The 21,447-nt window shown below is 65.4% G+C and carries 19 protein-coding genes, 3 tRNA genes and 2 pseudogenes; 20 read left to right on the forward strand and 4 right to left on the reverse strand.

The annotated features are described in order from the left end of the window. The first annotated feature begins 108 nt into the window (after positions 1-108). The 9 genes from ACZK2V_RS07560 (at position 109) to ACZK2V_RS07600 (ending at position 7,924) form a co-directional block, all read left to right on the forward strand. Positions 109-627, forward strand: a complete 519-nt coding sequence (locus ACZK2V_RS07560; protein WP_197617145.1) for a GspH/FimT family pseudopilin — start codon at positions 109-111, stop codon at positions 625-627. Further along, positions 624-1,091 (forward strand): type IV pilus modification protein PilV, encoded by a 468-nt coding sequence (pilV, locus tag ACZK2V_RS07565; protein WP_201118633.1) that lies wholly within the window; start codon positions 624-626, stop codon positions 1,089-1,091. The genes ACZK2V_RS07560 and pilV overlap by 4 nt, the downstream gene beginning before the upstream one ends. Next, positions 1,091-2,005: a PilW family protein gene (locus ACZK2V_RS07570; RefSeq protein WP_486323069.1), complete on the forward strand. Its 915-nt coding sequence runs from the start codon at positions 1,091-1,093 to the stop codon at positions 2,003-2,005. Before pilV ends, ACZK2V_RS07570 begins: the two co-directional genes overlap by 1 nt. After that, on the forward strand, positions 1,888-2,277 hold the full coding sequence (locus tag ACZK2V_RS07575) for a PilW family protein (protein ID WP_486323070.1): 390 nt from the start codon (positions 1,888-1,890) through the stop codon (positions 2,275-2,277). The genes ACZK2V_RS07570 and ACZK2V_RS07575 overlap by 118 nt, the downstream gene beginning before the upstream one ends. 64 nt (positions 2,278-2,341) lie before the next feature. Beyond that, positions 2,342-2,773 carry a pilus assembly PilX family protein gene (locus ACZK2V_RS07580; protein ID WP_486323071.1) on the forward strand — a complete coding sequence of 144 codons (432 nt, stop codon included), beginning with the start codon at positions 2,342-2,344 and terminating at the stop codon, positions 2,771-2,773. Beyond that, entirely contained in the window at positions 2,770-3,288 is a 519-nt protein-coding gene (locus tag ACZK2V_RS07585) for a hypothetical protein (RefSeq protein WP_486323072.1), read from the forward strand. Before ACZK2V_RS07580 ends, ACZK2V_RS07585 begins: the two co-directional genes overlap by 4 nt. 13 nt (positions 3,289-3,301) lie before the next feature. Next, a complete protein-coding gene (locus tag ACZK2V_RS07590; protein WP_486323073.1) occupies positions 3,302-7,342 on the forward strand; it encodes a pilus assembly protein in 4,041 nt (1,346 codons plus the stop codon). Positions 7,343-7,365: 23 nt separating this feature from the next. Next, positions 7,366-7,779 carry a type IV pilin protein gene (locus ACZK2V_RS07595; RefSeq protein ID WP_201118637.1) on the forward strand — a complete coding sequence of 138 codons (414 nt, stop codon included), beginning with the start codon at positions 7,366-7,368 and terminating at the stop codon, positions 7,777-7,779. A gap of 68 nt (positions 7,780-7,847) precedes the next feature. Next, positions 7,848-7,924: transfer RNA gene (locus ACZK2V_RS07600), tRNA-Asn, on the forward strand. Positions 7,925-7,984: 60 nt separating this feature from the next. Here the strand turns inward: ACZK2V_RS07600 and ACZK2V_RS07605 are convergent. After that, the gene (locus tag ACZK2V_RS07605) at positions 7,985-8,545 is read right to left on the reverse strand and encodes a GspH/FimT family pseudopilin (protein ID WP_486323074.1); all 561 of its coding nucleotides are present in this window, start codon (positions 8,543-8,545) and stop codon (positions 7,985-7,987) included. Positions 8,546-8,637: 92 nt separating this feature from the next. On the opposite strand from ACZK2V_RS07605, the pseudogene uvrB reads away from it, so the two are divergent. The 3 genes and pseudogenes from uvrB to ACZK2V_RS07620 all read left to right on the forward strand — a co-directional run bounded on the left by uvrB (position 8,638) and on the right by ACZK2V_RS07620 (position 11,015). Beyond that, a pseudogene (uvrB, locus tag ACZK2V_RS07610) lies at positions 8,638-10,660 on the forward strand (excinuclease ABC subunit UvrB). A 107-nt stretch (positions 10,661-10,767) separates the two neighbouring features. Next, positions 10,768-10,842, forward strand: a tRNA-Val gene (locus ACZK2V_RS07615). A 98-nt stretch (positions 10,843-10,940) separates the two neighbouring features. Continuing rightward, a tRNA-Val gene (locus ACZK2V_RS07620) sits at positions 10,941-11,015 on the forward strand. 98 nt (positions 11,016-11,113) lie between these two features. On the opposite strand, the gene ACZK2V_RS07625 is transcribed toward ACZK2V_RS07620, so the two are convergent. Beyond that, entirely contained in the window at positions 11,114-11,446 is a 333-nt protein-coding gene (locus tag ACZK2V_RS07625) for a hypothetical protein (RefSeq protein ID WP_125893534.1), read from the reverse strand. A 182-nt stretch (positions 11,447-11,628) separates the two neighbouring features. Here ACZK2V_RS07625 and ACZK2V_RS07630 point away from each other — a divergent pair, with 182 nt between their 5' ends. Further along, a complete protein-coding gene (locus ACZK2V_RS07630) occupies positions 11,629-11,769 on the forward strand; it encodes a hypothetical protein (RefSeq protein WP_165929929.1) in 141 nt (46 codons plus the stop codon). Positions 11,770-11,813: 44 nt separating this feature from the next. On the opposite strand, the gene ACZK2V_RS07635 is transcribed toward ACZK2V_RS07630, so the two are convergent. Next, a complete protein-coding gene (locus ACZK2V_RS07635) occupies positions 11,814-12,098 on the reverse strand; it encodes a hypothetical protein (protein WP_032128898.1) in 285 nt (94 codons plus the stop codon). 31 nt (positions 12,099-12,129) lie between these two features. Then, positions 12,130-12,897, reverse strand: a complete 768-nt coding sequence (locus ACZK2V_RS07640) for a MipA/OmpV family protein (protein WP_049412592.1) — start codon at positions 12,895-12,897, stop codon at positions 12,130-12,132. Between the two features lie 145 nt (positions 12,898-13,042). Between ACZK2V_RS07640 and ACZK2V_RS07645 the strand changes: the two genes are divergently transcribed. The 7 genes and pseudogenes from ACZK2V_RS07645 (at position 13,043) to lpxK (ending at position 21,377) form a co-directional block, all read left to right on the forward strand. Continuing rightward, positions 13,043-13,714 carry a response regulator transcription factor gene (locus ACZK2V_RS07645; protein WP_486323075.1) on the forward strand — a complete coding sequence of 224 codons (672 nt, stop codon included), beginning with the start codon at positions 13,043-13,045 and terminating at the stop codon, positions 13,712-13,714. Position 13,715: 1 nt separating this feature from the next. After that, positions 13,716-15,068: a sensor histidine kinase gene (locus ACZK2V_RS07650; protein WP_049462677.1), complete on the forward strand. Its 1,353-nt coding sequence runs from the start codon at positions 13,716-13,718 to the stop codon at positions 15,066-15,068. Positions 15,069-15,127: 59 nt separating this feature from the next. Further along, positions 15,128-17,521, forward strand: a pseudogene (locus ACZK2V_RS07655) (DNA internalization-related competence protein ComEC/Rec2). Positions 17,522-17,524: 3 nt separating this feature from the next. Next, on the forward strand, positions 17,525-18,187 hold the full coding sequence (locus tag ACZK2V_RS07660) for a MotA/TolQ/ExbB proton channel family protein (protein WP_019337175.1): 663 nt from the start codon (positions 17,525-17,527) through the stop codon (positions 18,185-18,187). A 3-nt stretch (positions 18,188-18,190) separates the two neighbouring features. Continuing rightward, a complete protein-coding gene (locus tag ACZK2V_RS07665) occupies positions 18,191-18,613 on the forward strand; it encodes an ExbD/TolR family protein (protein WP_032128903.1) in 423 nt (140 codons plus the stop codon). Further along, on the forward strand, positions 18,610-20,358 hold the full coding sequence (gene msbA, locus ACZK2V_RS07670; RefSeq protein WP_049423229.1) for a lipid A export permease/ATP-binding protein MsbA: 1,749 nt from the start codon (positions 18,610-18,612) through the stop codon (positions 20,356-20,358). The genes ACZK2V_RS07665 and msbA overlap by 4 nt, the downstream gene beginning before the upstream one ends. Continuing rightward, the gene (gene lpxK / locus ACZK2V_RS07675) at positions 20,358-21,377 is read left to right on the forward strand and encodes a tetraacyldisaccharide 4'-kinase (protein WP_189719753.1); all 1,020 of its coding nucleotides are present in this window, start codon (positions 20,358-20,360) and stop codon (positions 21,375-21,377) included. The genes msbA and lpxK overlap by 1 nt, the downstream gene beginning before the upstream one ends. Positions 21,378-21,447 lie beyond the last annotated feature (70 nt).

Raw genomic sequence — 21,447 nt, forward strand, 5'->3', positions numbered from 1 at the left:
GTCAAGGCGTTGACGCCCGTCGCCCCGGAATGACCGTTCATCCTGCCGCCGCTTGCCGGTGGCAGGGCGATGGCCCATCGTGGCCATCAACACGCTGGGGAGCGTCCAATGTCTTTGCGCCGGCAAAACGGCTTTACGCTGGTTGAGTTGATGGTCACGATCATGGTCCTGGCCGTGCTCGCCACGATCGCTTTTCCCAGTTTCCAGAGCACCCTGCGATCCAATCGCATCGCTACCGCGAGCAACGAGTTGATCGCTTCACTGGCATTGGCTCGCAGCGAGGCGGTGAAGAATCGTCGTGGTGCGGGTGTCTGTGCGTCGTCTGCGGGCAGTACATGTGATGGCAAAAGCTGGGCCGACGGCTGGCTGGTCTGGGCGGACACCAATGGGGATGGTGCGCTGAGCGCTGGGGAGACCGTGCTCCGCTACAGCGCCGGCCGACCCGGACTGACCACGATTGGGACGCCGGATCTGTCCGTGGGTTTTGACCCACGTGGTCGCAACCGGGCGAATGCATCGCTGGACCTGACCCTGCGCCCGGACACCTGCGGCAAGCAACCGCTGCAACGAACGTTGCGCATTTCGCCGACCGGACAGGTCCGGCTGTTGAAGGAGGATTGCAAGTGAGGCCGTCCCGATCCCGTTCCCCGCGCGGCGTGCAAGGGGGCTTCAGCCTGATCGAAGTGCTGATCGCCATTCTCGTGCTTGGCGTTGGCCTGCTCGGTTTCGCGCTGATGCAGACCATGAACGTACGCTTCGTCCAGAGTGCCAACTACCGTACCCAGGCGACCAATCTGACCTACGAGATGCTGGATCAGCTGCGGGTGAACAGATCAATGGCTCCGGCTTACGTCGGTGACTACACAGCAACGACGGCGGCCAAGAACTGCGTTCCTCCTACCGGCAAGGATATCAGCAGGGATGCCTTCACCCTGGATTGGCGCTGTCGTCTCGGCAAGGCGCTCGGGGAGGGAGCTACCGGCAAGGTGGCGCGCAACGGCAACCAGTACTCGGTCAGTGTGAGCTGGGGGGATGAGCGCTGGAATGCGGATGCTGGCGACACCACGTTCACTGCCAGGAGTGGCCTCTGATGCGCGCACCGTCTTCTGGCCGGTACATGGCCGGCTTGTCCATGGTCGAACTGATGATCGCGCTGACCATCGGCGTGATCGTCATGCTTGGTGTGGTCCAGGTGTTTGCCGCGTCACGTGCGGCCTACCAGTTGTCCGACGGGCTGGCGCGGGTACAGGAAAACAGCCGTTTCGCGATGGATATGTTGCAACGCGAACTGCGCATGGCCGGACATTTTGGTTGTGTCAACGATCAGGCGCGGAACTCGCCCGACAACGCCTCTCTGTTCACCACGTTCGCCGCCGCACCGCATCCGGCACTGGACTTCCAGACATCCATCCAAGGCTACGAGGCTACTGCGACTGCGCCGGGTGACGCGCTGACCTTGACCGCCACACCAGCAACCGGGGGTACAGACTACAAACCGGCACTCCCCGCTGAATTCGCGGCGGCGATGACCAATCGTGTCAATGGCAGCGACATCGTTGCGTTGCGCTACCTGATGCCGGATGGCGTGCCGGTCACCGCCAGCGCAGGCACCACCGGGCAGCCGGTCTTCAGCTTCGACAAGGCGCGGCTGGCCGTACTGCAGAGCGGCCTCTCTGATCCGGGCCTGTACGGTGCAGCCGACTGTGCGAGCGCCACCATCTTCCAGGCGCCGCTGTGGACAAAGCTGCTGGCACCATCACCTTCGGAGCCGCGCCGAACAACACCGGCAACTTCACCCGGCCGGTCACTGCTGGCCAGGCAATGCTGCACCGTGCCGAGAGTGCGCTCTACTACGTCGGCTACGATGCGGCTAGCGCCCGCTCCTCGTTGTATCGTGTCCGCTTCAGTGCGGTCCCCAACGGCGCACTGGTTGCTGGCGCGCCGGAGGCGCTGGTCGAGGGTGTGGAGAACATGCAGCTGTTGTATGGCCAGGATCGCGGACTGACCAGCGTGTATCCGACCGGTTTCATCGATCGTCAAGGCACCGCGGAAACAGTGGAGGCGTCGGCCAATCCTGCCGCCAACGCTTGGCGTCGCGTGGGGGCGGTGCAGATGGGGCTGGTGATGGTGAGTCCCGACCCGTCGGCGGCCCCTCAGGCTGACCAGAAGGCCGTTCTGACGTCGATGGGTGTGACGTACACCGCACCCACGGACGGCCGCATGCGCGCCGTCTATCAAACCACCATCGCCCTTCGCAACCGCCTCTTTGGCAACTGAGGCCACCATGCATCCTCGTCGACGCATTCCTTCGTTCGCATCGTCCCGCCACCAGCACGGAGCCGTGCTGTACGTCGCCTTGATCATGTTGATCCTGCTGGCGCTGATCGGTATTGCAGGCATGCAGGTCACCAGCATGCAGGAGCGCATGGCGGCCAACTACCTGCGCTCCAATCAGGCCTTCCAGAACGCCGAATCCGATGTGCGTGTGCAGGAAGCGGCGATCCAGGCCGCCATCAACAGCGGCAAGATCTTCGAGGCCAACCAGGAGGAGTGCAGCCCGGTGTTCGATCCGGCAACCTGGGCCGATGGCAAGACCGCGGCAACGGCGATCAACACCCGTCGTCTGGATAAATGCGTGCCGGTCGGACCTTTGGGGCTCGGGCGCCGCAAGAACGAAGAGACCGAGAACATCTACCAGATCACCGTCCTGGCCAGTGATGATCCGGCCAATCCTTCTTCCAGCGCTGTCATCGACACGATCTTCATTCCATGAACACTTCGCGCCGCTTCTCCCGCATCGTCTCGACTCCCTGGCTGCGCGCGGGCGCTGCTGTTGCCGTGCTGGCTGGCGTGGGTGCGTTGGTCTACCCGCTGTTTGCTGCGCTCGGTGACTACGACATCGCGCAGGAGCCGCTGTATAGCAAGAAGACCCAGCCACCGCTGATGATGATGGTGATGTCGCGCGACGAGCAGCTGTTCAACAAGGCTTACAGCGATTACAGCGACCTGGACGAGGATGGCACCCTCGACACCACTTACCAGGACAAGTTCGATTACTCCGGCTACTTCGATTCCAACCTCTGCTACACCTATGCCAGCGGCCAGTTCAAGGCCAGTGCACAGGCCAGCGGCACCTGGAAGCACAGCTGCGGTGGAAACTGGTCCGGCAATTTCCTGAACTGGGCAACGATGAGCCGCCTGGACGTGATGCGCTACGTGCTGTACGGCGGTCATCGCATCACCGACAGCGCCGCCAGCACCGTGCTGGAGCGCGCAGATCCCCAATGATCTGCACGCGTGGGTGAAGGTTTACAGCGGTAGCGATATCAACAGTTTCACCCCGTACAAGACCACCATGTCCTTCTGCAACGCTACCATCGAATCCGGTGGTGCACCGCTGATGCGCGCTGCGTCGGGCAACTGGGGTGAGTGGGCGGCCACCGCCAGCCGCCAGTGCATCACTGGCCGAAGCGATGAAGGCAAGGCCGATTCACCTGGCTCTGCCACCAACTTCAATGTCCGGGTTGAGGTCTGCGCCAGTGGCAGCGGAGCTTTCCCGGAGGCGTTCTGCCGCAAGTACAACGATGGCACCAGGGACTACCTGAAACCGGCTGGCCTGCTGCAGTCGTATGGCGAAAGCGGCCGTCTTCGCTTCGGTCTGGTCACGGGCACCTATGTCAATCCGCGCGATGGTGGCGTAGTGCGGCGGAACATCGGAAAGATCGCAGGTAACGGCACCGGCTTCTGTGCGGCCGGCGACGAAATCAACCTGTCCAACGGTCAGTTCTGCAACAGCTTGTCCGGTGGTGCGGAAGGCATCATCAACACCATCTCCAACTTCCGTATCGACCAGTGGAACTGGAGCAATAACTGGAATGACTGTAACGACTACAGCATCCTCAACCGACAGGGCTTCGGTGACAGAGGCAATCTGACCGATCCGGGCAATGCTTCGAAGAAATGCAGTGCGTGGGGCAATCCTCTGGCTGAGATGTATGCCGAAGCTGTGCGCTACATCAAGGGTGAAACCAAGGGCATCTACAGTGCGTCCGGAGACCTGAGCGGTCTGCCCAATTCGGTTGCCTGGAAGGACCCTTACCGTTCCCCGAACGATGGCGGCAATTCATACTGCGCCACCTGTAACATCCTGGTGATGTCCTCAGGCCTGCCGTCGTTCGATAGCGACAACATCGGGTCGATTAATGGCCTGGCGACTGCGACGTCGGCAACGGATGCGATCGGCAATCTTGAGGGCATCACTGGCGGCAGTTACATGGCCGGTCGTGTTGGCCTGACCGAGCGCTATGCTTCGATCAATACCCACGAGGATATCTGCCGTGCGGCCAAGGTTACGGGCCTGTCGCTGGTGCGCGGCATCTGTCCGGATGTCCCGTCCACGGAAGGCAGCTACCTGATGGCCGGCCTGGCCAAGGCCGCTGCCGAGACGGATCTGCGTCCGCGTGTGCAGGACAAGCCGGATACCTACAAGCTCACGGCGACCACCTATACCGTGGCGATGGCTGAGAGCCTGCCCAAGTTTGAGATTCCGGTGGGCAACGGCAAGATCACCCTGGCCCCACTGTGCCAGGCCAACAACACCGGTTCGGCAAAAATCACCAGCAATGGCTGGCGCAGTTGCTTCCTCGGTTCTGTCGGCATCGGCACCAAACAGTCGACGGTCTCGCCGAATTTCGTCTACGGACGTACTTACCGTGCAGACGGCAAGGCTGGCAGTTTCTCGCTGGTATGGGAGGACTCGTTGTGGGGCAATGACCACGACAACGACGTGGTCTCCATGCTCAGCTACTGCGTGGGCGCTACCTGCAGCGACGGCGACAACACCAACTTCCGCAACATCTGCTGGCGTTCCAGCAGTGCAGAGTGCAGCAACAATGCCGTACGCAATACCGTGGGCAGCGATGAGGTGCTGGTCCGCATTGAGAATCTTTCCGCCTATGCCGGCAACGCGATGCTGACCGGTTACACGATCGTGGGTTCGAATGCGTCCGACAACGTGCAGCGACTGGTGCTGCGGCCTGGCGATAAGAACGGTTCGGTACTGACGACCAGTTCCGCTCCGCCGGCAGAATGGACAGGTGCCATTGTCTTGCGTTACCGCCTGGGGAGTGGCCAGGCCAATCAGTTGGAAAGCCCGTTGTGGTACGCCGCCAAGTACGGCGTGCCTGCTGGCAAGAAGTGGGACAGCAAGGTGCCTGGCGTGCCGGACAATTATTTCCTGGCGCGTAATCCGGCCAAGCTCAAGTCGGCACTGGAATCAATCTTCGACAGTGCTGCTGCAGGCGAGGCGCCGGTGGGCGGCAGCGCGACCGGCGCGCGAGTGAACGCGGGATCCTTCACTGTCGCCGCGCACTACACCGTGCCATCGGGCTCCAATGATTGGACAGGTGACCTCATTGCAAGTCAGGTCACCGCAACGGGTGGCATCGGCGCGGAGCTGTGGCGCGCGTCAAGCAAGATGAGCGCCTCCGGGCGGACGATCGTGATGTCGACCGCACCGACCTACGTGAACAAATCCAACCAGTTGGTGGCCGCTGCGGCAGCCGATTTCACCGCTGACAACGTGCCGGGGAGGGATCGCGCCGAGAAGCTGGGCAACCTGGGGCTCAACACCATCCCCAACTGGTTCGGCTCGCACACAGTGGCCGACCTGGTCAGCTACCTGCGCGGGTCCCCGGTCAGCGGTTTCCGTCCCCGCAGCGTACTGCTCGGTGACATCGTCAACTCAGGTGTCGAGATCGTCTCCAATAAGGACGATTACGGCTACACCGCGTGGCAGGCGCAGGGTGGAGTGGGCTGGAAGACCACCCTGGGTACGCGTTATCGCGCGTATCTGACCGCGAAGACGGGCTCAGGAGGCATGCCTTCGATGGTCTATGTCGGCGCCAATGACGGAATGCTACATGGCTTCAACGCCAGTACGGGTACGGCAGCTGGCAGTGAGCAGTTCGCCTTCATTCCGTCGGCATCGCTGCAGCACATGGCTGAACTGGCCAACCCCACGTATGGGCATCGCTACTATGTGGATGGCGGGCTAACTTCGTCTGACGTCTACTACGGTGATGCATGGCATACCGTGCTGGTTGGTTCGACCGGCGGCGGTGGTGCCTCGCGCGGCCCTTCGGCGACCTCGGTCGGCAATGGTTCGGTGTTCGGTCTTGATATCGGCACGCCCACCAGCTTCGATACCAGCAAGGTGTTGTGGGAGATATCCGGCAAGACCGAATCGGACATGGGTTTTGCCTTCGGCAAACCAGTCGTGGTGCCTGTCGCTGGCACTGATCCGGACGGCCCGCCGCGATTTGTCGCCCTGTTCGGCAATGGAGTCAATTCCAGTACCGGTCGGCCAGTGCTGTACGTGGTCGACATCCAGAACGGCCAGGTGCTCAAGCGGCTTTATCCGACCGGCACCAAGTACGCGATTGCCAACGGCCTCAATCACGTCACCGCCGTGGCATTGCACAACAGCAGTGGACTGGCCGACACGGTGTATGGTGGTGACATGCAGGGCAACATCTGGCGCTTCGATCTGACCGGTGGCGATCCCGCCGCTTGGAATGTCTCGCTCAGTGGAACACCATTGTTCACCGCTGTTCGCAGCGCCGTCGCGCAGCCGATCACCGGATCGATCGAAGTGTCGGCCGGCCCGGGCGGTGGCGTCAGCCTGTTCTTTGGTACCGGCCGCTACTTCACTGCCGACGACAACGCGGTCACCCGCAATTCGCCGGTGCAGACGCTGTACGGCATATGGGACGATCTTTCCAGTGCGATCAGCGGCCGCGACGTGCTGGTCGGACAAACCATCAGTGCCAACGGAACCGGCTTCCGTGACATCTCCGGCTACGCCGTGGACTACGCGTCCAAGCGAGGCTGGTATGTGGACCTGGTGGTCGGCACAGGCGTGGAAGGTGAGCGCTTCTTCGGCTATCCGACCCTGCAGGGCGGCAATGTGATGTTCACAACCTACGTGCCCGGGCAGGCGGTCTGCGGTACGGGCGGTGGTGTCAACTGGCGCTACCGACTGAACATGCTGACAGGACAGCCGGCGATGGGGGGCCTTACCGATGAGGTTGGTGGCAATGCTCTGTGCGGCGCGAACTGTGGTGCCGGCGCGCTGACCCGTGGTGGTGACGTTGCTTCCGGGGCGCCCGTACTCGGCACAAACGTCAACAGTACGACATTGAAGGGCTGCGATCCCAGCGACCCGAAGTGCTCGGTCGATGGTTCGATTGACCGGTGCATCGTGGCGCTGAACACTCCGGGCGCGGATACTGCATACGGCCAGCGGGCCTGCGGTCGCCAGTCCTGGCGCCAGATCCGCTGATGACCATGAACATGAGATCGCCCATGCACGCATCCTCAACCCATCGTTTTGCAGCTGGTTTCACCCTGATCGAGCTGATGATCACCGTGGCGGTGATCGCCGTCCTGGCGGCCGTGGCCCTGCCGTCCTATCAGCGGCACGTGCTGAAGACGAACCGGGCCCTGGCCAAGGCCGATCTGGTCGAGATCGCACAGTTGCTCGAGCGCTACCATACGGTGCAGAACAGCTATGACGGTTTCTCGCTGCCGTTCAACCAGTCACCGCGACAGGGCAACAAGCGCTACACGCTGTCCCTGAACGGCAAGGCCACGGCCAGCACCTACACGCTGCAGGCGGTGCCGGAAACCGGCCAGGACAAGGATGTGTGCGGCACGCTGACACTGGATCAGGCCGGACGCAAGACGCCGGACAAGAAGACCAATGCGGAGTGCTGGTAACGGTTGGGCATCGCACGTGGAAAAAGGGCTTGCACTCCCCTGCAAATGCTGGCTAAAATGCGCACCCCGCCCGAATAGCTCAGCCGGTTAGAGCACTTGACTGTTAATCAGGGGGTCGTTGGTTCGAGTCCAACTTCGGGCGCCAGATTCGAAAAAGCCGCGAGAAACCGCGGCTTTTTTCGTTTCCACGATGGCATTGCAGGTTTCAGCAGGGGGTGGACCTGCGCGGGCGCTGGCTCCTGACCCGTCCGGGGACGCTGATGATGACGCGGCTGTGCTCCTGTCCATCCACGCACAACACGATGGACTGGTTGGTACCGGCATTGCGGCCGTCGGGCCGGAACCGCACGTCGGGCCGATGATCGCTGGTGCGCAGGTCGACATGACGCTGGCGTGTCCTGTGCACGCGCAGTTCCCTTGCGGCGGCGGTCGCGCTGTTGGCCGGTTCGGCCTGCACCCGCCAGCCCTGGCTCCATGCCTGGTCACACATCATGCCGTCCGACGATCCGCAGACCGTCACGCGGCGGTGTTCGGTGATGGCGGCGCTGCGCGCCATCGACAGGCTGGCGACCAGTTCGGCGCGCAGCGCTTCCGCCTGGAAGTGCCGCAGCGTGCGTTGCCAAGGGCCCCAGGCCAACGCCAGCAGGACCGACAGCACCATGACGGCGATCAGCAGCTCGATCAGATGGAGCCCGCGGTGGAGCCGGGCAGGGCGAAGACGATGGGACATGCCTCCAGCCTCGACGTACGCCGGGGCATTCACCATCAGCCAACGCCGCGCTCACCTGCCCGGAAACCCCTCAGCGGGCCGTCACTCCATGCCCCGTATACTCACCACTCCCGGGAACTGGCACCACCATGAGCGACCGTTTTGAACTCGTCTCGCCGTATTCGCCGGCGGGCGACCAGCCTGATGCCATCGCGAAGCTGACCAGCAACTTCGAAGCGGGCATCGCCAAGCAGACGCTGCTGGGCGTGACCGGCTCGGGCAAGACCTACACCATCGCCAACGTCATCCAGAACGTGCAGAAGCCGACGCTGATCATGGCGCCGAACAAGACGCTGGCGGCGCAGCTGTATGGCGAGTTCAAGGCGTTCTTCCCGCACAACGCGGTGGAGTACTTCGTCAGCTACTACGACTACTACCAACCGGAAGCCTACGTGCCATCGTCGGACACCTTCATCGAGAAGGACAGTTCGATCAACGAGCACATCGAGCAGATGCGGCTGGCGGCGACCAAGACCCTGCTGTCGCGCCCGGACGCGATCGTGGTGGCGACGGTGTCCGCGATCTATGGCCTGGGCGCGCCGGAAGACTACCTGTCGCTGCGCCTGATCCTGTCCAAGGGCGAGCGCATCGACCAGCGCGACCTGATCAACCACCTCACCCAGCTGCAGTACACGCGCAACGAATACGAGCTGCAGCGCGGTACCTTCCGCGTGCGTGGTGAAGTCATCGACGTGTTCCCGGCCGAGTCGGACAGCGAGGCGCTGCGCCTGGAGCTGTTTGATGGCGAGGTCGAGAAGATCACGTTGTTCGATCCGCTCACCGGCGAGACGCTGCGCAACATGCAGCGCTTCACGGTCTACCCGAAGACCCATTACGCCACCACGCGCGAGCGTGTGCTGGCGGCGATCGAGACGATCAAGGTCGAGCTGAAGGAGCGCCTGGAGCAGCTGTACGCGCAGAACAAGCTGGTGGAGGCGCAGCGCCTGGCGCAGCGTACCCAGTTCGATCTGGAAATGATGGCCGAGGTCGGCTACTGCAACGGCATCGAGAACTACTCCCGGCACCTGACCGGCAAGAACGCCGGCGAACCGCCGCCGACGTTGTTCGACTACCTGCCAGCCGACGCGCTGCTGGTGATCGACGAATCGCACGTGACCATTCCGCAGATCGGTGCCATGTTCAAGGGCGACCGTTCGCGCAAGGAGACGCTGGTCGAGTTCGGGTTCCGGCTGCCCTCGGCGCTGGACAACCGGCCGCTGCGCTTCGAGGAGTGGGAAGAGCGCTGCCCGCGCAGCATCTATGTGTCGGCCACGCCAGGCCCCTATGAGTACCGCGAGGCCGGTGACGAGATCACCGAACTGGTCGTACGCCCCACCGGGCTGATCGACCCGGTGGTGGAGATCCGCCCGGTCGGCACCCAGGTTGACGACCTGATGAGCGAGGCCAACGCGCGCATCAAGGCCGGTGACCGGGTGCTGGTCACGACGCTGACCAAGCGCATGGCCGAAAATCTCACCGAATACCTGACCGAGCACGGCATCCGCGTGCGTTACCTGCACTCGGACGTGGACACGGTCGAGCGCGTGGAGATCATCCGCGACCTGCGCCTGGGCAAGTTCGATGTGCTGGTGGGCATCAACCTGCTGCGCGAGGGTCTGGACATGCCCGAGGTGTCTCTGGTGGCGATCCTGGATGCCGATAAGGAGGGCTTCCTGCGCTCGACCGGCTCGCTGATCCAGACCATCGGCCGTGCCGCCCGCAACGTGCGTGGCAAGGCGATCCTGTATGCGGACAAGATCACCCGCTCGATGCAGGCGGCGATCGACGAGACCGACCGCCGTCGCGCCAAGCAGGTCGAATACAACGAGCAGCACGGCATCGTGCCGCGCTCGGTGGCGCGTCCGATCACCGACGTGCTGGAAGGCGCGGCCCGATGCGGCCGAGAAGGAAGCAAAGAAGGGCAAGGGCAAGGGCAGGCCCGGCGTTGCCGAGGAGGGGAGTGACTATCGATCGCTCAGCCCGGCCCAGCTGGCGTCCCGTCTCAAGGCGCTGGAGCAGCAGATGTACCAGCACGCCAAGGACCTGGAATTCGAGGATGCCGCGCGCGTACGTGACCAGATCCGGCAGCTGAAGGAAGCGAGTCTGGGCTGAACGCGGCAGTGCAGCATCTTCTTCACAAAAGTGTTGCGCTTCACGGCCGGCATCCGTAATATACGCGGCCTGCACCGACGCAATCGCGGACGTTCAGAAGCAAAAACGGGCGGTTAGCTCAGCGGTAGAGCACTACCTTGACATGGTAGGGGTCACAGGTTCGAACCCTGTACCGCCCACCACGAAGTCTCTGGAAGGGGGCTGTCGTGAACTGCAAAGCCCGGCCTTGGCGCCGGGTTTTTACGTAGCAAGGCCAGCTTTCGGGCGGCAAGAACAAGATGGGCGGTTAGCTCAGCGGTAGAGCACTACCTTGACATGGTAGGGGTCACAGGTTCGAACCCTGTACCGCCCACCACCTGGCTCCCGGCATTGCCGGTGCAGCGGTGGATCACGACGGAAGCCGGCCTTGTGCCGGCTTTTCTCGTTTCAGGCATCGATCACGGTTCCACATGGTCAGCGTTGCACGACCAGGTCTTCGACGCTGATCATCCGCTGCAGCTTCCAGTGACCGTCCACGCGCTCCCAGAGCTGGGCGACGCGAACCGTCGCACCACGCGTGGGCTGGGCAACGCCGGGTTCGTGTTGCAGGGGCTGGTTGGCCAGCCTCAGGACCCGGTCCTGGCGCAGCCGGTAAAGCAGCAGGGAGGGCGAACCGCAATCCTGTCGTACGACGTCCGGCTGCTGGGTTTCGGCAAGCAGGATCTGGCTGCGAAGGGCCTCTTCAGTGGGCCCGTTGCCAGCGCCGAACAGGCTGGAGAGCAGCAGCATCAGGGCAAGCATCGGCATGGCACGGTGCTCCAGCGGGAAAGTGCACGCAGGCTGGCATGACATGTGGGGTGCTGCAGCCGGCCTGCGACGAAGGCCGGAATTGAACCGCCAAAGACGGCCGGGGGGCGATGAATCCGGGCCGTGCAGGCGTAGACTCCGGTCTACCGCGCAATCGCGCCGTCACTGCAAGGAGCTGCCGCATGAGTGATCACGTTCCGGTTTCCCGGCCCAATCCCATCATCGAACTGCTGTTCGGCGGCAACATGCTGGAGGGTACCTTCAAGGCGGTGATCTGGGTGGCCCTGCTGGCGGCAGTGCTGGCGTGGACCACGTTCCGCTGAGTCTTCCCGCTGCCTGCGGCAGCGGCGGCGTCGCAGGCCTGCGCTCAGGCGCTGAAGGCCTGGCGCAGGCTGCGCAGCGTGGCCTGGCGATGTTCCTTTGCGGTCGCTTCGCCCATCTCCAGTTCCTGCAGGCGCAATCCCACCAGCGTCATCGACAACGCGTAGCCGCGTGCCGCATCGGCAGCACGCGAAAGGCCCAGTGCGCGGCGCGTCAGCGCGTTCACGTGTTCCAGGTCGGGCAGCAGCCCCAGGTAGACGCGCTCGGCGCTGTCCAAGTCGGGGGCACGCAGGATCGCGTGCGCTTCAGCAGCAGGGGAGACGGAGGCCATGGGGGGGTCCTTGTCCGTTGCGGGCGCTCGATCAGAACGAGCGCATCAGGGAAACGAAGGCCGACGTCTGCGTACCGCGACGGGCCATCGGGCTGTCCTTTACTGCATCGCCGAACCACTGGTTGGCGACGACGCCGGTCGCGCGCCACTTCGTGCCCAAGGGCGTGCTGACTGCGATCTGCAGGCTCGGTGATGTCGCGCTGCCCGGGTTGTAGGCGGCAAGTCCCGAGCGCAGCGCTTCTTCGTCGGTGATGCCGTAGTAGTAGTCGAGCAGGCGCGCACTGGAGTGCACTACGCCGACCTTGGGCACCCAGGTGAAGCGACCGGCCTGGATCGGATAGCTGTAGTGCAGGCGCGACTCCATGCCACCTCCGTGCCCGGTGACCTCGCGCATCACGCTGGCCTCGACGATGCCCCAGTCGGCGCTGTACTCACCGTTGATGCCGGCCATGGCCGACATCTGCCGGCTGTGCAGGCGACGCAGCTGCGGATCGTTCACGTCGTCGGTCTTGAAGCGCAGCGTGTAGGGCGTGACTGCCGCCGACAGGCGCAGGCCCTCGCGCTTGTACAGGTACATGCCCAGCGAGCCCGGGCTGGCGAAGAAGCGCTCGCCCTGCCAGGCAATGGACGGTACGACCAGCGGCTTGACGTCGTAGTGGGCGTACGCCCCCGAGGTCGCGCCGGCACTGATACCGGCCTGCACGCCCGGGTTCCGGTCGGCGGCGTGGGTGATCAACGGCAGGCCGATGGCAGCGGAGAACAGCAACGGGCGCAGCAGGGTCGGGGACAGCGACGGCATCGATCAACCACTTTGCGGGGGATGGCTGTGCATGGTGCGGGTACAACATTGTCAGAACATTGCGCCTTCGCAACTGGCACACGAAGACGCCCAAACCTGGCGCCAGGCACTATGATCGGCACCGTTTCCGGTAGCCGAGCCCCTGATGCGCATTCTCCTGGTCGAAGACGATCCCGATCTGTCCCGAGCCCTGCAGTCGGGCCTGGAGCGGCAGGGCGTGGTCGCCGACGTGGTCGGCAGCCTGTCCGAAGCCGCGGTTGCGCTGCGCGAGCCGGTGCATCAGCTGATGCTGCTGGACCGTCAGCTGCCCGATGGCGATGGCGTGGCTTTCGTCGCCACCGCACGCGCGCTGCGCCCGAACTTGGCGGTGATCATGCTGACGGCCAAGGGCAGGTTGTCGGACAAGGTCGAGGGCCTGGATGTCGGTGCCGACGACTACCTGGTGAAGCCGGTGGCGATCGAGGAGCTGATGGCGCGGATCCGTGCTGTCTCGCGGCGGCCCTCTGCCATGGTGACACCGAGCCTGCATCTGGGCCGGCTGGAATTCGACTTCGAATCGCTGCAGGCACAGGTGGAGGGCCAACCGCTGGCGCTGCCGCGGCGCCAGGTGCTGGTACTGCAGGCACTGGCGATGCGCCAGGGGCGCACGGTCACCCGCACGGCACTGGAGGCCGCGGTGTACGGCTTCGACGATGAGATCCAGTCCAATGCGCTCGATGCGCACATTTCCAAGCTGCGCAAGGCGCTTCAGCAGGCCGGGGCGGGCGTTGAAATCCACGTGATCCGGGGCGTCGGCTACCTGCTGGCGGAGGCCTGAGATGGCGCGTCCGACACGTCCGATCCGTTCCATCACGCTGGGGTTGGCCTGGCGGTTGTTCCTGGCGCAGGCCTTCACCGTGCTGTTCGCAGTTGTTGCGCTGATCCTGACCTGGGGCGACAAGGACACCTGGGGCATGGACATGTTCATGGCTGAAGCCGTGGCCAAGGCCGTGCACAGTGAAGGCGGGCGGTTGGTGCTGGACCAGGCGCGCTGGAACAAGCTCGACGCCGAAGCCGGGGGCAACCTCTGGTTCGCGGCGGTCGACGACAAGGGTGTCTGGCTGGAGCGCGGCACGATTCCGGCGATCCACGCCCCGCTGCTCGCGCGCCTGCCGACGCTGGGTGCCACCGAACTCGGCTCGCTGGTGCCGCCTTACCTGGACGTGGCGCGGGTCATGATCCGCAAGGAGGACGGGCGGCGCATCACGGTGATGGTGGGTGGGGCGCCGAAGGGCGGGTTGCTGGACGGTGCGCTGATGGTGCTGCGCCTGATCGGGCTGTGGTTTTTCCTGCCGCTGATCGTGATCACGCTGCTGGTCATGCCGACCGTGATCCACCGCGCGATGCGCGGCGTGCGCCGCTCCGCACAACAGGCCAAGGAGCTGGATATCGGCCAGCCGGGGGCGCGTCTGGATGCGCAGCTGGTGTCGACCGAGGTCGCACCGCTGGTGGAAGCCTTCAACGACGCGATCGACAAGGTGCAGCAGGGGTATGCCGCGCGTGACAAGTTCCTCGCTGATGCCGCGCACGAACTGCGGGTGCCGATTGCAGTGGTGCAGGCGCGCCTGTCGCAGTTGCCGCAGGGCGAGCTGAAGTCGCAGCTGCTGACCGACGTTGCGCGGCTCGGTAACGTTGCCGAGCACCTGCTTGACCTGCAGCGACTTGATCGTAATGTCGGCGCACTGCAGCGGCTGGATCTGGCGTTGCTGGTGCGCGAAGCGGCCGCCGATCTGGCGCCGCTGGTGGTGGGGGCCGGTTACGGCTTCGAAGTGGATGCGCCCGAGATGCCAGTGTGGATCCATGGCGACAGCCTGGCGCTGGGGCGGGTGATCGCTAATCTGGTGCACAACGCCATCGTCCACGGCGGCGGACGCGGCACCATTTGCGTGCGCCTGGATGCACGTGGCCTGCTGGAGGTCAGCGACCAGGGCGCCGGCATTCCGGTGGGCGACCGTGAAGCGATCTTCGAGCCGTTCCATCGTCTGCGCGCAGCGGGTAGCGGCAGTGGCCTGGGCCTGCATCTGGTGAAGGAAATCGTGCAGCATCACGGCGGTTCGGTCAGTGTCGGTGAGGCGGCTGGCGGTGGTGCCAGCTTCCGGGTCAACTTCCATCGCGGTAGCGTCCGGCGCTGACAGCCACGCGGGGAAATCCCCGATAGGCAACCTGCTACGTCCCTCGGCAGGCTGCTGGAATGGTTCCCGAACGTTCCGCTCCGGCACTGTTTGGCCCCGGCTGCGCCGCCGGCCTGGTGCTGGGCGCGCTGGCCTGCGTGCAGATGCCGGCACTGCTGCCGTTGTGGCTGAGCGCGCCGATGGCCGTTGCCGGCGTCGCGGGCTGGCTGCTGCGCTGGCGCGGCCGCGCGTGGGCTGCAGTCCTGCTCGGCCTGGCATGGGCAACAGTGCACGGGCAGTGGGCCCTGCACGGCCAGCTTCCACCCGGTGCGCCGCCGCAGGATGTACAGGTGCGGGGGCGGGTGGCCGATCTTCCACAGAGAGGGGCCGGCTACACACGTTTCGTGCTGCACGTGGATGACGCCGATGCGCCGCCAGTGCTGCGTGGCAAGCGCCTGCAGGTCACCTGGAACGACCCGTGGCGCGGATCGCCAGCGCACCAGGCGGAGGGCGGGCGCCATGCGGTTCGTGCGGGATCACATTGGCAGTTGTCGTTGCGCGTGCGCGCCACGCTCGCGGATCAATCCTGGCGGCTTCGACGGCGAACGCCATGCATTGCTGCGCGGTATTTCCGGCAATGGCACGGTGCGCGACCCCGGCGCTGCGCGTGAGCGCGCCTGCGCAGGGCCTGCCGGCCTGGCGCGAGCGCAGCAGTGATGCCATCGCCACGCAGGTGGCACATCCTGCCGCGCGATTCGTGCAGGCCTTGGCCCTGGGCGACACCCGCGGCCTGTCCGATGCCGACTGGGAACACCTGCGCGCGCTGGGCCTGACCCATCTGGTCGCCATTTCCGGGTTTCACGTGGGCGTGGTGGCGGGTTTCGGCGTGCTGCTGTGCCGCGTGTCGTGGTGGCTGTGCCCAGTGCTGGGACGGTACTGGCCACGGCCGCAGGCAGCGGCATGGGGCGCGGCGCTGGCCGCAGCTGCCTATGCCGTGGCCGCCGGCGGCGCGCTGCCAACGGTGCGTGCGGCGCTGATGATCGGGTTGGTGGCACTGGCCCGTGCCGGACGTCGTCCGGTGGGTGCGGGGCAGGGGCTGGCCCTGGCCGCGATGGTGATGCTGCTGCCGGCGCCGCTGTCGGTGCTGTCGGCCGGCTTCTGGCTCAGCTTTGGGGGAGTGCTGTGGCTGCTGTGGTGCCTTCCACGAACCGGGCCGGACGGCGTCGGTGGGGGCCTGCGCGGCTTTCTGGCCGCCCAGGGCGTGGCCAGCCTCGGCCTGTTGCCGCTGTGCGTGGCCCTGTTCGGCGGCACCGCGCGCTTGGGGCCGCTGGTCAATCTGCCGATCATTCCGTGGTGGACCCTGCTGGTGGTGCCGTTGTCGCTGCTGGGTACCGGCCTGCACGCGTTGCATGATGGCGCCGGGCGCTGGGCATGGCGCGCCGCCGCCTGGCTGTTCGAGCTCAGCTGGCAGGCCCTGCAGCCGTTGGCGCTGCACCCGCAGGCGATGTGGTGGTTGGCTGAGGCGCCGCGCTGGGCGGTGCCGGCGGCAGTGGCGGGGGTGTTCTGGTGGCTGCTGCCACGTGGCGCTGGCGATACCTTGGCAGGCCTGCTGCTGTGCCTGCCGCTGCTGTGGCCCGCCCGGCATGCACCGGCTGAAGGCGAACTGGAGCTGCTGGTGCACGACGTAGGGCAGGGCACCGCGGTGCTGGTGCGAACGGCGCGGCACGCACTCTGGTACGACGTGGGGCCGCCGACCGGCGGCGACGGCAACGAACGCATTCTGGTCCCGGCCCTGCGCGCTCGGACAGGGGCCGCCCCAGCAGGCGATGCTCAGCCATGACCATCTTGATCACACCGGCAGCCTGCCGAGCCTGCGAAGGCAGCTGCCCGGGCTGCAGCTGCTGGCGCCACCGGGCAGCACCATCGCTGGCGCCACGCCCTGCCAGCAGGGGATGCGCTGGCAGTGGGACGGGGTTGATTTCCAGGTCCTGCACCCGGCGCCGGGCAGCCGCCAGGCCGAGAATGAAGACAGCTGCGTGCTGCGCGTCGCCAGCCGTCACGGCGTGGTCCTGCTGCCTGGCGATATCGGCCGCCCGGCCGAGCAGGCGCTGCTGAAGGCATACCCGGCAGCGCTGAAGGCGGATGTGGTGCTGGTGCCGCACCATGGCAGTGGCGGCAGCTCCAGCGCGCCGTGGGTGGCCGCCGTGGCGCCACGGCTGGCGGTGGTCTCGGCCGGGCACCGCAACCGCTTCGGGCACCCCCGCCAGGACGTGGTCCAGCGCTGGCAGGCGCAAGGGGCCGAGGTGCTGGCCACGGCCGATTCCGGGGCGATCCGCATATGGCTTGGCGCACAAGGGCTGCAGCTGCGTGAACAGCGCATCCACGCATCCCGGTGGTGGGATGCCGCTGGGCGGGCGCGGTCGGCTGCTATCCTATCGCCGATCGAACAAGCGGCCGTTGGGCCGGAGGGTTGAAACGTGTGGGAACTGGTCAAGGCCGGTGGCTGGCCGATGGTGCCGCTGCTGCTGTTGGGCGTACTGGCTTTGGCGATCATCCTGGAGCGTTTCTGGTCCCTGCGACGTACTGAAGTGCTGCCGCCCGGCCTCGGCCAGGAAGTGCGCAACTGGGCGGCACGCGGCAAGCTCGACCCGGCCCACCTGCAGACCCTGCGGGCGAACTCGCCGCTGGGCGCGCTGCTGGCCGCCGCGCTGGAAGCACGCAACCGTCCGCGTGACCAGATCCGCGAGCGCATCGAAGACACCGGCCGCCACCTGGTGCACCGCATGGAGCGTTTCCTCAACGCGCTGGGCACCATCGCATCGGCCGGGCCGCTGCTGGGCCTGCTGGGCACGGTGATCGGCATGATCCAGATGTTCCTGGGCATCCTCGACCATGGTGTGGGTGATGTGAACCAGCTGGCCGGTGGTATCGGCAAGGCGCTGGTGTGCACCGCCACCGGCATGATCGTCGCCATTCCAGCACTGATGTTCCACCGCTACTTCAAGGGCCGCATCCACGGTTATGTGGTAGAGATGGAGCAGGAAGCCAGCGCGCTGCTGGATACGCTGGATGGCCGCCCCGGCGTGATGAACCCTGCCGCTGCCACGCGCCCGGCCGGCGCGGCCACGGCGAAGGCCTGATCGATGCGTATCGGCAACGACCGATCCCAGGATGAGCCGCATATCGACCTGGTGCCGCTGATCGACGTCATCCTGGTGCTGATCATCTTCTTCGTGGTCACCACCACCTTCGATGCGCGCTCGACACTCCAGGTGGAGCTGCCTACGGCCAGCCAGCAGCCCAGCAATGAGCCGCCGCGCTCGTTGAGCGTGCTGATCAACGCCGAAGGCCGCTACTTCATCAATGACCAGGAAGTGCTGCGCAGCGACGTCGAGTCGGTCAAGCAGACCATCGCGGCCGTTGCCGGCAGCGACCGTACCCAGCCGGTGCTGTTGCGTGCCGATGCCCGCACGCCCTATCAGGCCGTGGTGACTGCGCAGGATGCGCTGGGTCAGCTCGGCTTCCGCCGTATTGCCATTGCAACAGCACCCGAGGTGCGTCCATGAGTTCCAAACACGCGCCGGTGTGGCCGATCTACAAACGTCTGCTGGGATACACCCGTGCCTACTGGGGCATGATGGTCGCCGCCGTCATCGCCATGGCGGTGGAGTCGGTAGCCGGCTACCACTTCACCAAGCTGATGGAGCCGCTGGTCAACCGTGGCTTCGTCAATCCCGAACCGAAAATGGCGGTGATCCTGCCGCTGACCATCCTTGGCCTGTTCCTGATGCGCAGCGCCGCCACCTGGGTGAGCGACTACGCGCTGGCCAAGACCGGTCGCAGCGTGGTGCGCGACCTGCGTGAACAGGTGCTGGCCAAGTACCTGCACCTGCCGTCCTCGCATTTCGATACCGAATCGACGCCGGTGATGGTCAGCCGCCTCAACTTCGATACCGAGCAGGTCACCCAGGCCAGCGCCGATGCGCTCAAGACCGTGGTTGCCGACACCCTGACCATCATCGCCATGCTGGCGGTGATGCTGCAGATGAGTGTCAAGGTGACCGTGGCCATGCTGGTGGTGGTGCCGATGATCGGCGTGATCGTGTCTTACGTGGGCAAGCGCTACCGGCGCATCAGCCGCGGTATCCAGGACGGCATGGGCACGATGGCGCAGACCGCCGAGCAGTCACTGGCGGCCCAGCAGGAAGTGAAGGTGCACGGCACCCAGCAGCATGAGATGTCGCGCTACTCGCGCCTGGCCAACCGCATGCTGGCGCTGAACATGAAGGTGGAAATCACCCGTGCCGGTGCCTCCAGCGTGGTCCAGTTCCTGGCCGCGCTGGCGCTGGCGGTGATCGTCTGGGTGTCGACCCGTGAAGCACTGGCAGGGCGCCTCAATGCCGGCCAGTTCATGGGCCTGATGATCTCGATGACGGCGATCATCCCGTCGCTGCGCCGCCTGACCAGCGTGCAGTCCTCGATCTCCCGCGGTGTGTCCGCCGCCGAGCGCCTGTTTGACATCCTCGACATGCCGGTCGAGCGCGACGAAGGCCGCAACACGGTGCAGCGCGTGCGTGGCGAACTGGCCTTCGAGCACGTCATGCTGCGTTACCGCGAAGACAGTGGCATCGCCCTGGACGACATCAGCTTCGTGGCCAAGCCGGGTACGGTCACCGCCATCGTTGGTCGATCCGGCAGCGGCAAGACCAGCCTGATCCGGCTGGTGCCGCGCTTCTACGAACCCAGCGGCGGGCGCATCACCCTCGACGGGGTGGCACTGGACGACTATCCGCTGGCCGACCTGCGTCGCCAGGTGGCGATGGTCGGGCAGAAGGTCATGTTGTTCGACGACACCATCGGCGCCAACATCGCCTATGGCATGGACGCGACGGATGAACAGATCCGAGCGGCAGCTGAAGCCGCGAATGCCTGGGAGTTCATCGCACGCATGCCGCAGCAGCTGCAGACCCCGGTGGGCGAGAACGGCGCGCTGCTGTCTGGTGGCCAGCGCCAGCGCCTGGCGATCGCCCGTGCGATCCTGCGCGACGCGCCGATCCTGATCCTCGATGAAGCCACCGCAGCGCTGGACAACGAGTCGGAGCGCCTGGTGCAGGACGCGCTGCAGCGATTGATGCCCGAGCGCACCACGCTGGTCATCGCGCATCGCCTGTCGACCATCGAGCATGCAGACCAGGTGCTGGTGATGGACCACGGTCGCATCGTCGAGCGCGGTACCCACAGAGAGCTGCTCACCATGGGTGGCCTGTACCAGCATCTGCACAGCATGCAGTTCCGCGAAAGGCAGGACTGATGGCCGGCAAGGGTACCCAGACCCCGCCGTACTGGTACGACGGCACCCCGGTTCCGTGGGCGATGCGCCTGCTGGCGCCGCTGTATGCGGGCGTCACCGCGCTGCGCCGGCGCGCCTATCGGCGTGGCTGGCGCAAGCGCTACACGCTGCCGGTGCCGGTCATCGTGGTTGGCAACATCACCGCCGGTGGAACCGGCAAGACGCCGCTGACCATCGCGCTGGTGGAGCGCCTGCGTGCCGCCGGTTGGAAGCCGGGCGTGGCCAGTCGTGGCTACGGCCGCGAAGATGCCGACAAGCCGCTGTGGGTAAAGGCCGATACGCCGACCGCCAAGGGTGGCGACGAGCCGGTGCTGATTGCCTGGAAGACCGGCGTGCCGGTGCGCGTGGACAGTGATCGTGTTGCAGCCGGCAAGGCGCTGATCGAGGCCGGCTGCGACGTGATCGTCTGCGACGACGGCCTGCAGCACTACCGGCTGGCACGCGACATCGAGATCGAGGTGGTCGATGCGCAGCGCCGCTACGGCAATGGCCGGATGATTCCGGCCGGGCCACTGCGTGAGCCGGTCAGCCGCGCCAGCGAGTGCGATTTCCGCGTGGTCAACCTCGGCCAGGCCGATGAGGAGACTGCAGCACAGGCCTGCGGCTTCGGCCAGTGGCCGATGGCCCTGCACATCGACAGCGCACAACCGCTGGCCGGTGGCCGTGCCCGTCCGCTGTCGTATTTCAAGGGCCAGCGTGTGCACGCCGTGGCCGGCATCGCCCACCCGCAGCGCTTCTTCGACATGCTGCGCGCGCGTGGCATCGGTGTCGTGCCGCACGCCTTCGCTGACCATCAGGCCTATCAGTCGCAGGACCTGTCCTTTGGCAGCCAGCTGCCGGTGCTGATGACTGAAAAGGACGCGGTGAAATGCCGCGCGTTCGGCAATGACTGGCACTACGCGGTCCCGCTGCGCGCCGAGCTGCCTGCCGCATTCTGGGTGGCGCTGACCGACCGCCTGGACAAGCTGCGACCGAACTGAGTGGCGCGGCGGCGCTTGCATTCATGCGCCGCCGGCCGCATTCCCGTTGTAACGAGCCTGCCGAGTACCG

The organism is Stenotrophomonas sp. 93052_Sma (assembly GCF_056481145.1).

What these genes read in the sequence shown, in the direction of transcription:
- ACZK2V_RS07560 (WP_197617145.1), top strand. Translation starts at nt 109, where the DNA reads ATGTCTTTGCGCCGGCAAAACGGCTTTACGCTGGTTGAGTTGATGGTC.
- ACZK2V_RS07570 (WP_486323069.1), top strand. Translation starts at nt 1,091, where the DNA reads ATGCGCGCACCGTCTTCTGGCCGGTACATGGCCGGCTTGTCCATGGTC.
- ACZK2V_RS07585 (WP_486323072.1), top strand. Translation starts at nt 2,770, where the DNA reads ATGAACACTTCGCGCCGCTTCTCCCGCATCGTCTCGACTCCCTGGCTG.
- ACZK2V_RS07595 (WP_201118637.1), top strand. Translation starts at nt 7,366, where the DNA reads ATGCACGCATCCTCAACCCATCGTTTTGCAGCTGGTTTCACCCTGATC.
- ACZK2V_RS07605 (WP_486323074.1), bottom strand. Translation starts at nt 8,545, where the DNA reads ATGGTGAATGCCCCGGCGTACGTCGAGGCTGGAGGCATGTCCCATCGT.
- ACZK2V_RS07625 (WP_125893534.1), bottom strand. Translation starts at nt 11,446, where the DNA reads ATGCCGATGCTTGCCCTGATGCTGCTGCTCTCCAGCCTGTTCGGCGCT.
- ACZK2V_RS07630 (WP_165929929.1), top strand. Translation starts at nt 11,629, where the DNA reads ATGAGTGATCACGTTCCGGTTTCCCGGCCCAATCCCATCATCGAACTG.
- ACZK2V_RS07635 (WP_032128898.1), bottom strand. Translation starts at nt 12,098, where the DNA reads ATGGCCTCCGTCTCCCCTGCTGCTGAAGCGCACGCGATCCTGCGTGCC.
- ACZK2V_RS07640 (WP_049412592.1), bottom strand. Translation starts at nt 12,897, where the DNA reads ATGCCGTCGCTGTCCCCGACCCTGCTGCGCCCGTTGCTGTTCTCCGCT.
- ACZK2V_RS07645 (WP_486323075.1), top strand. Translation starts at nt 13,043, where the DNA reads ATGCGCATTCTCCTGGTCGAAGACGATCCCGATCTGTCCCGAGCCCTG.
- ACZK2V_RS07650 (WP_049462677.1), top strand. Translation starts at nt 13,716, where the DNA reads ATGGCGCGTCCGACACGTCCGATCCGTTCCATCACGCTGGGGTTGGCC.
- ACZK2V_RS07665 (WP_032128903.1), top strand. Translation starts at nt 18,191, where the DNA reads ATGCGTATCGGCAACGACCGATCCCAGGATGAGCCGCATATCGACCTG.
- msbA (WP_049423229.1), top strand. Translation starts at nt 18,610, where the DNA reads ATGAGTTCCAAACACGCGCCGGTGTGGCCGATCTACAAACGTCTGCTG.
- lpxK (WP_189719753.1), top strand. Translation starts at nt 20,358, where the DNA reads ATGGCCGGCAAGGGTACCCAGACCCCGCCGTACTGGTACGACGGCACC.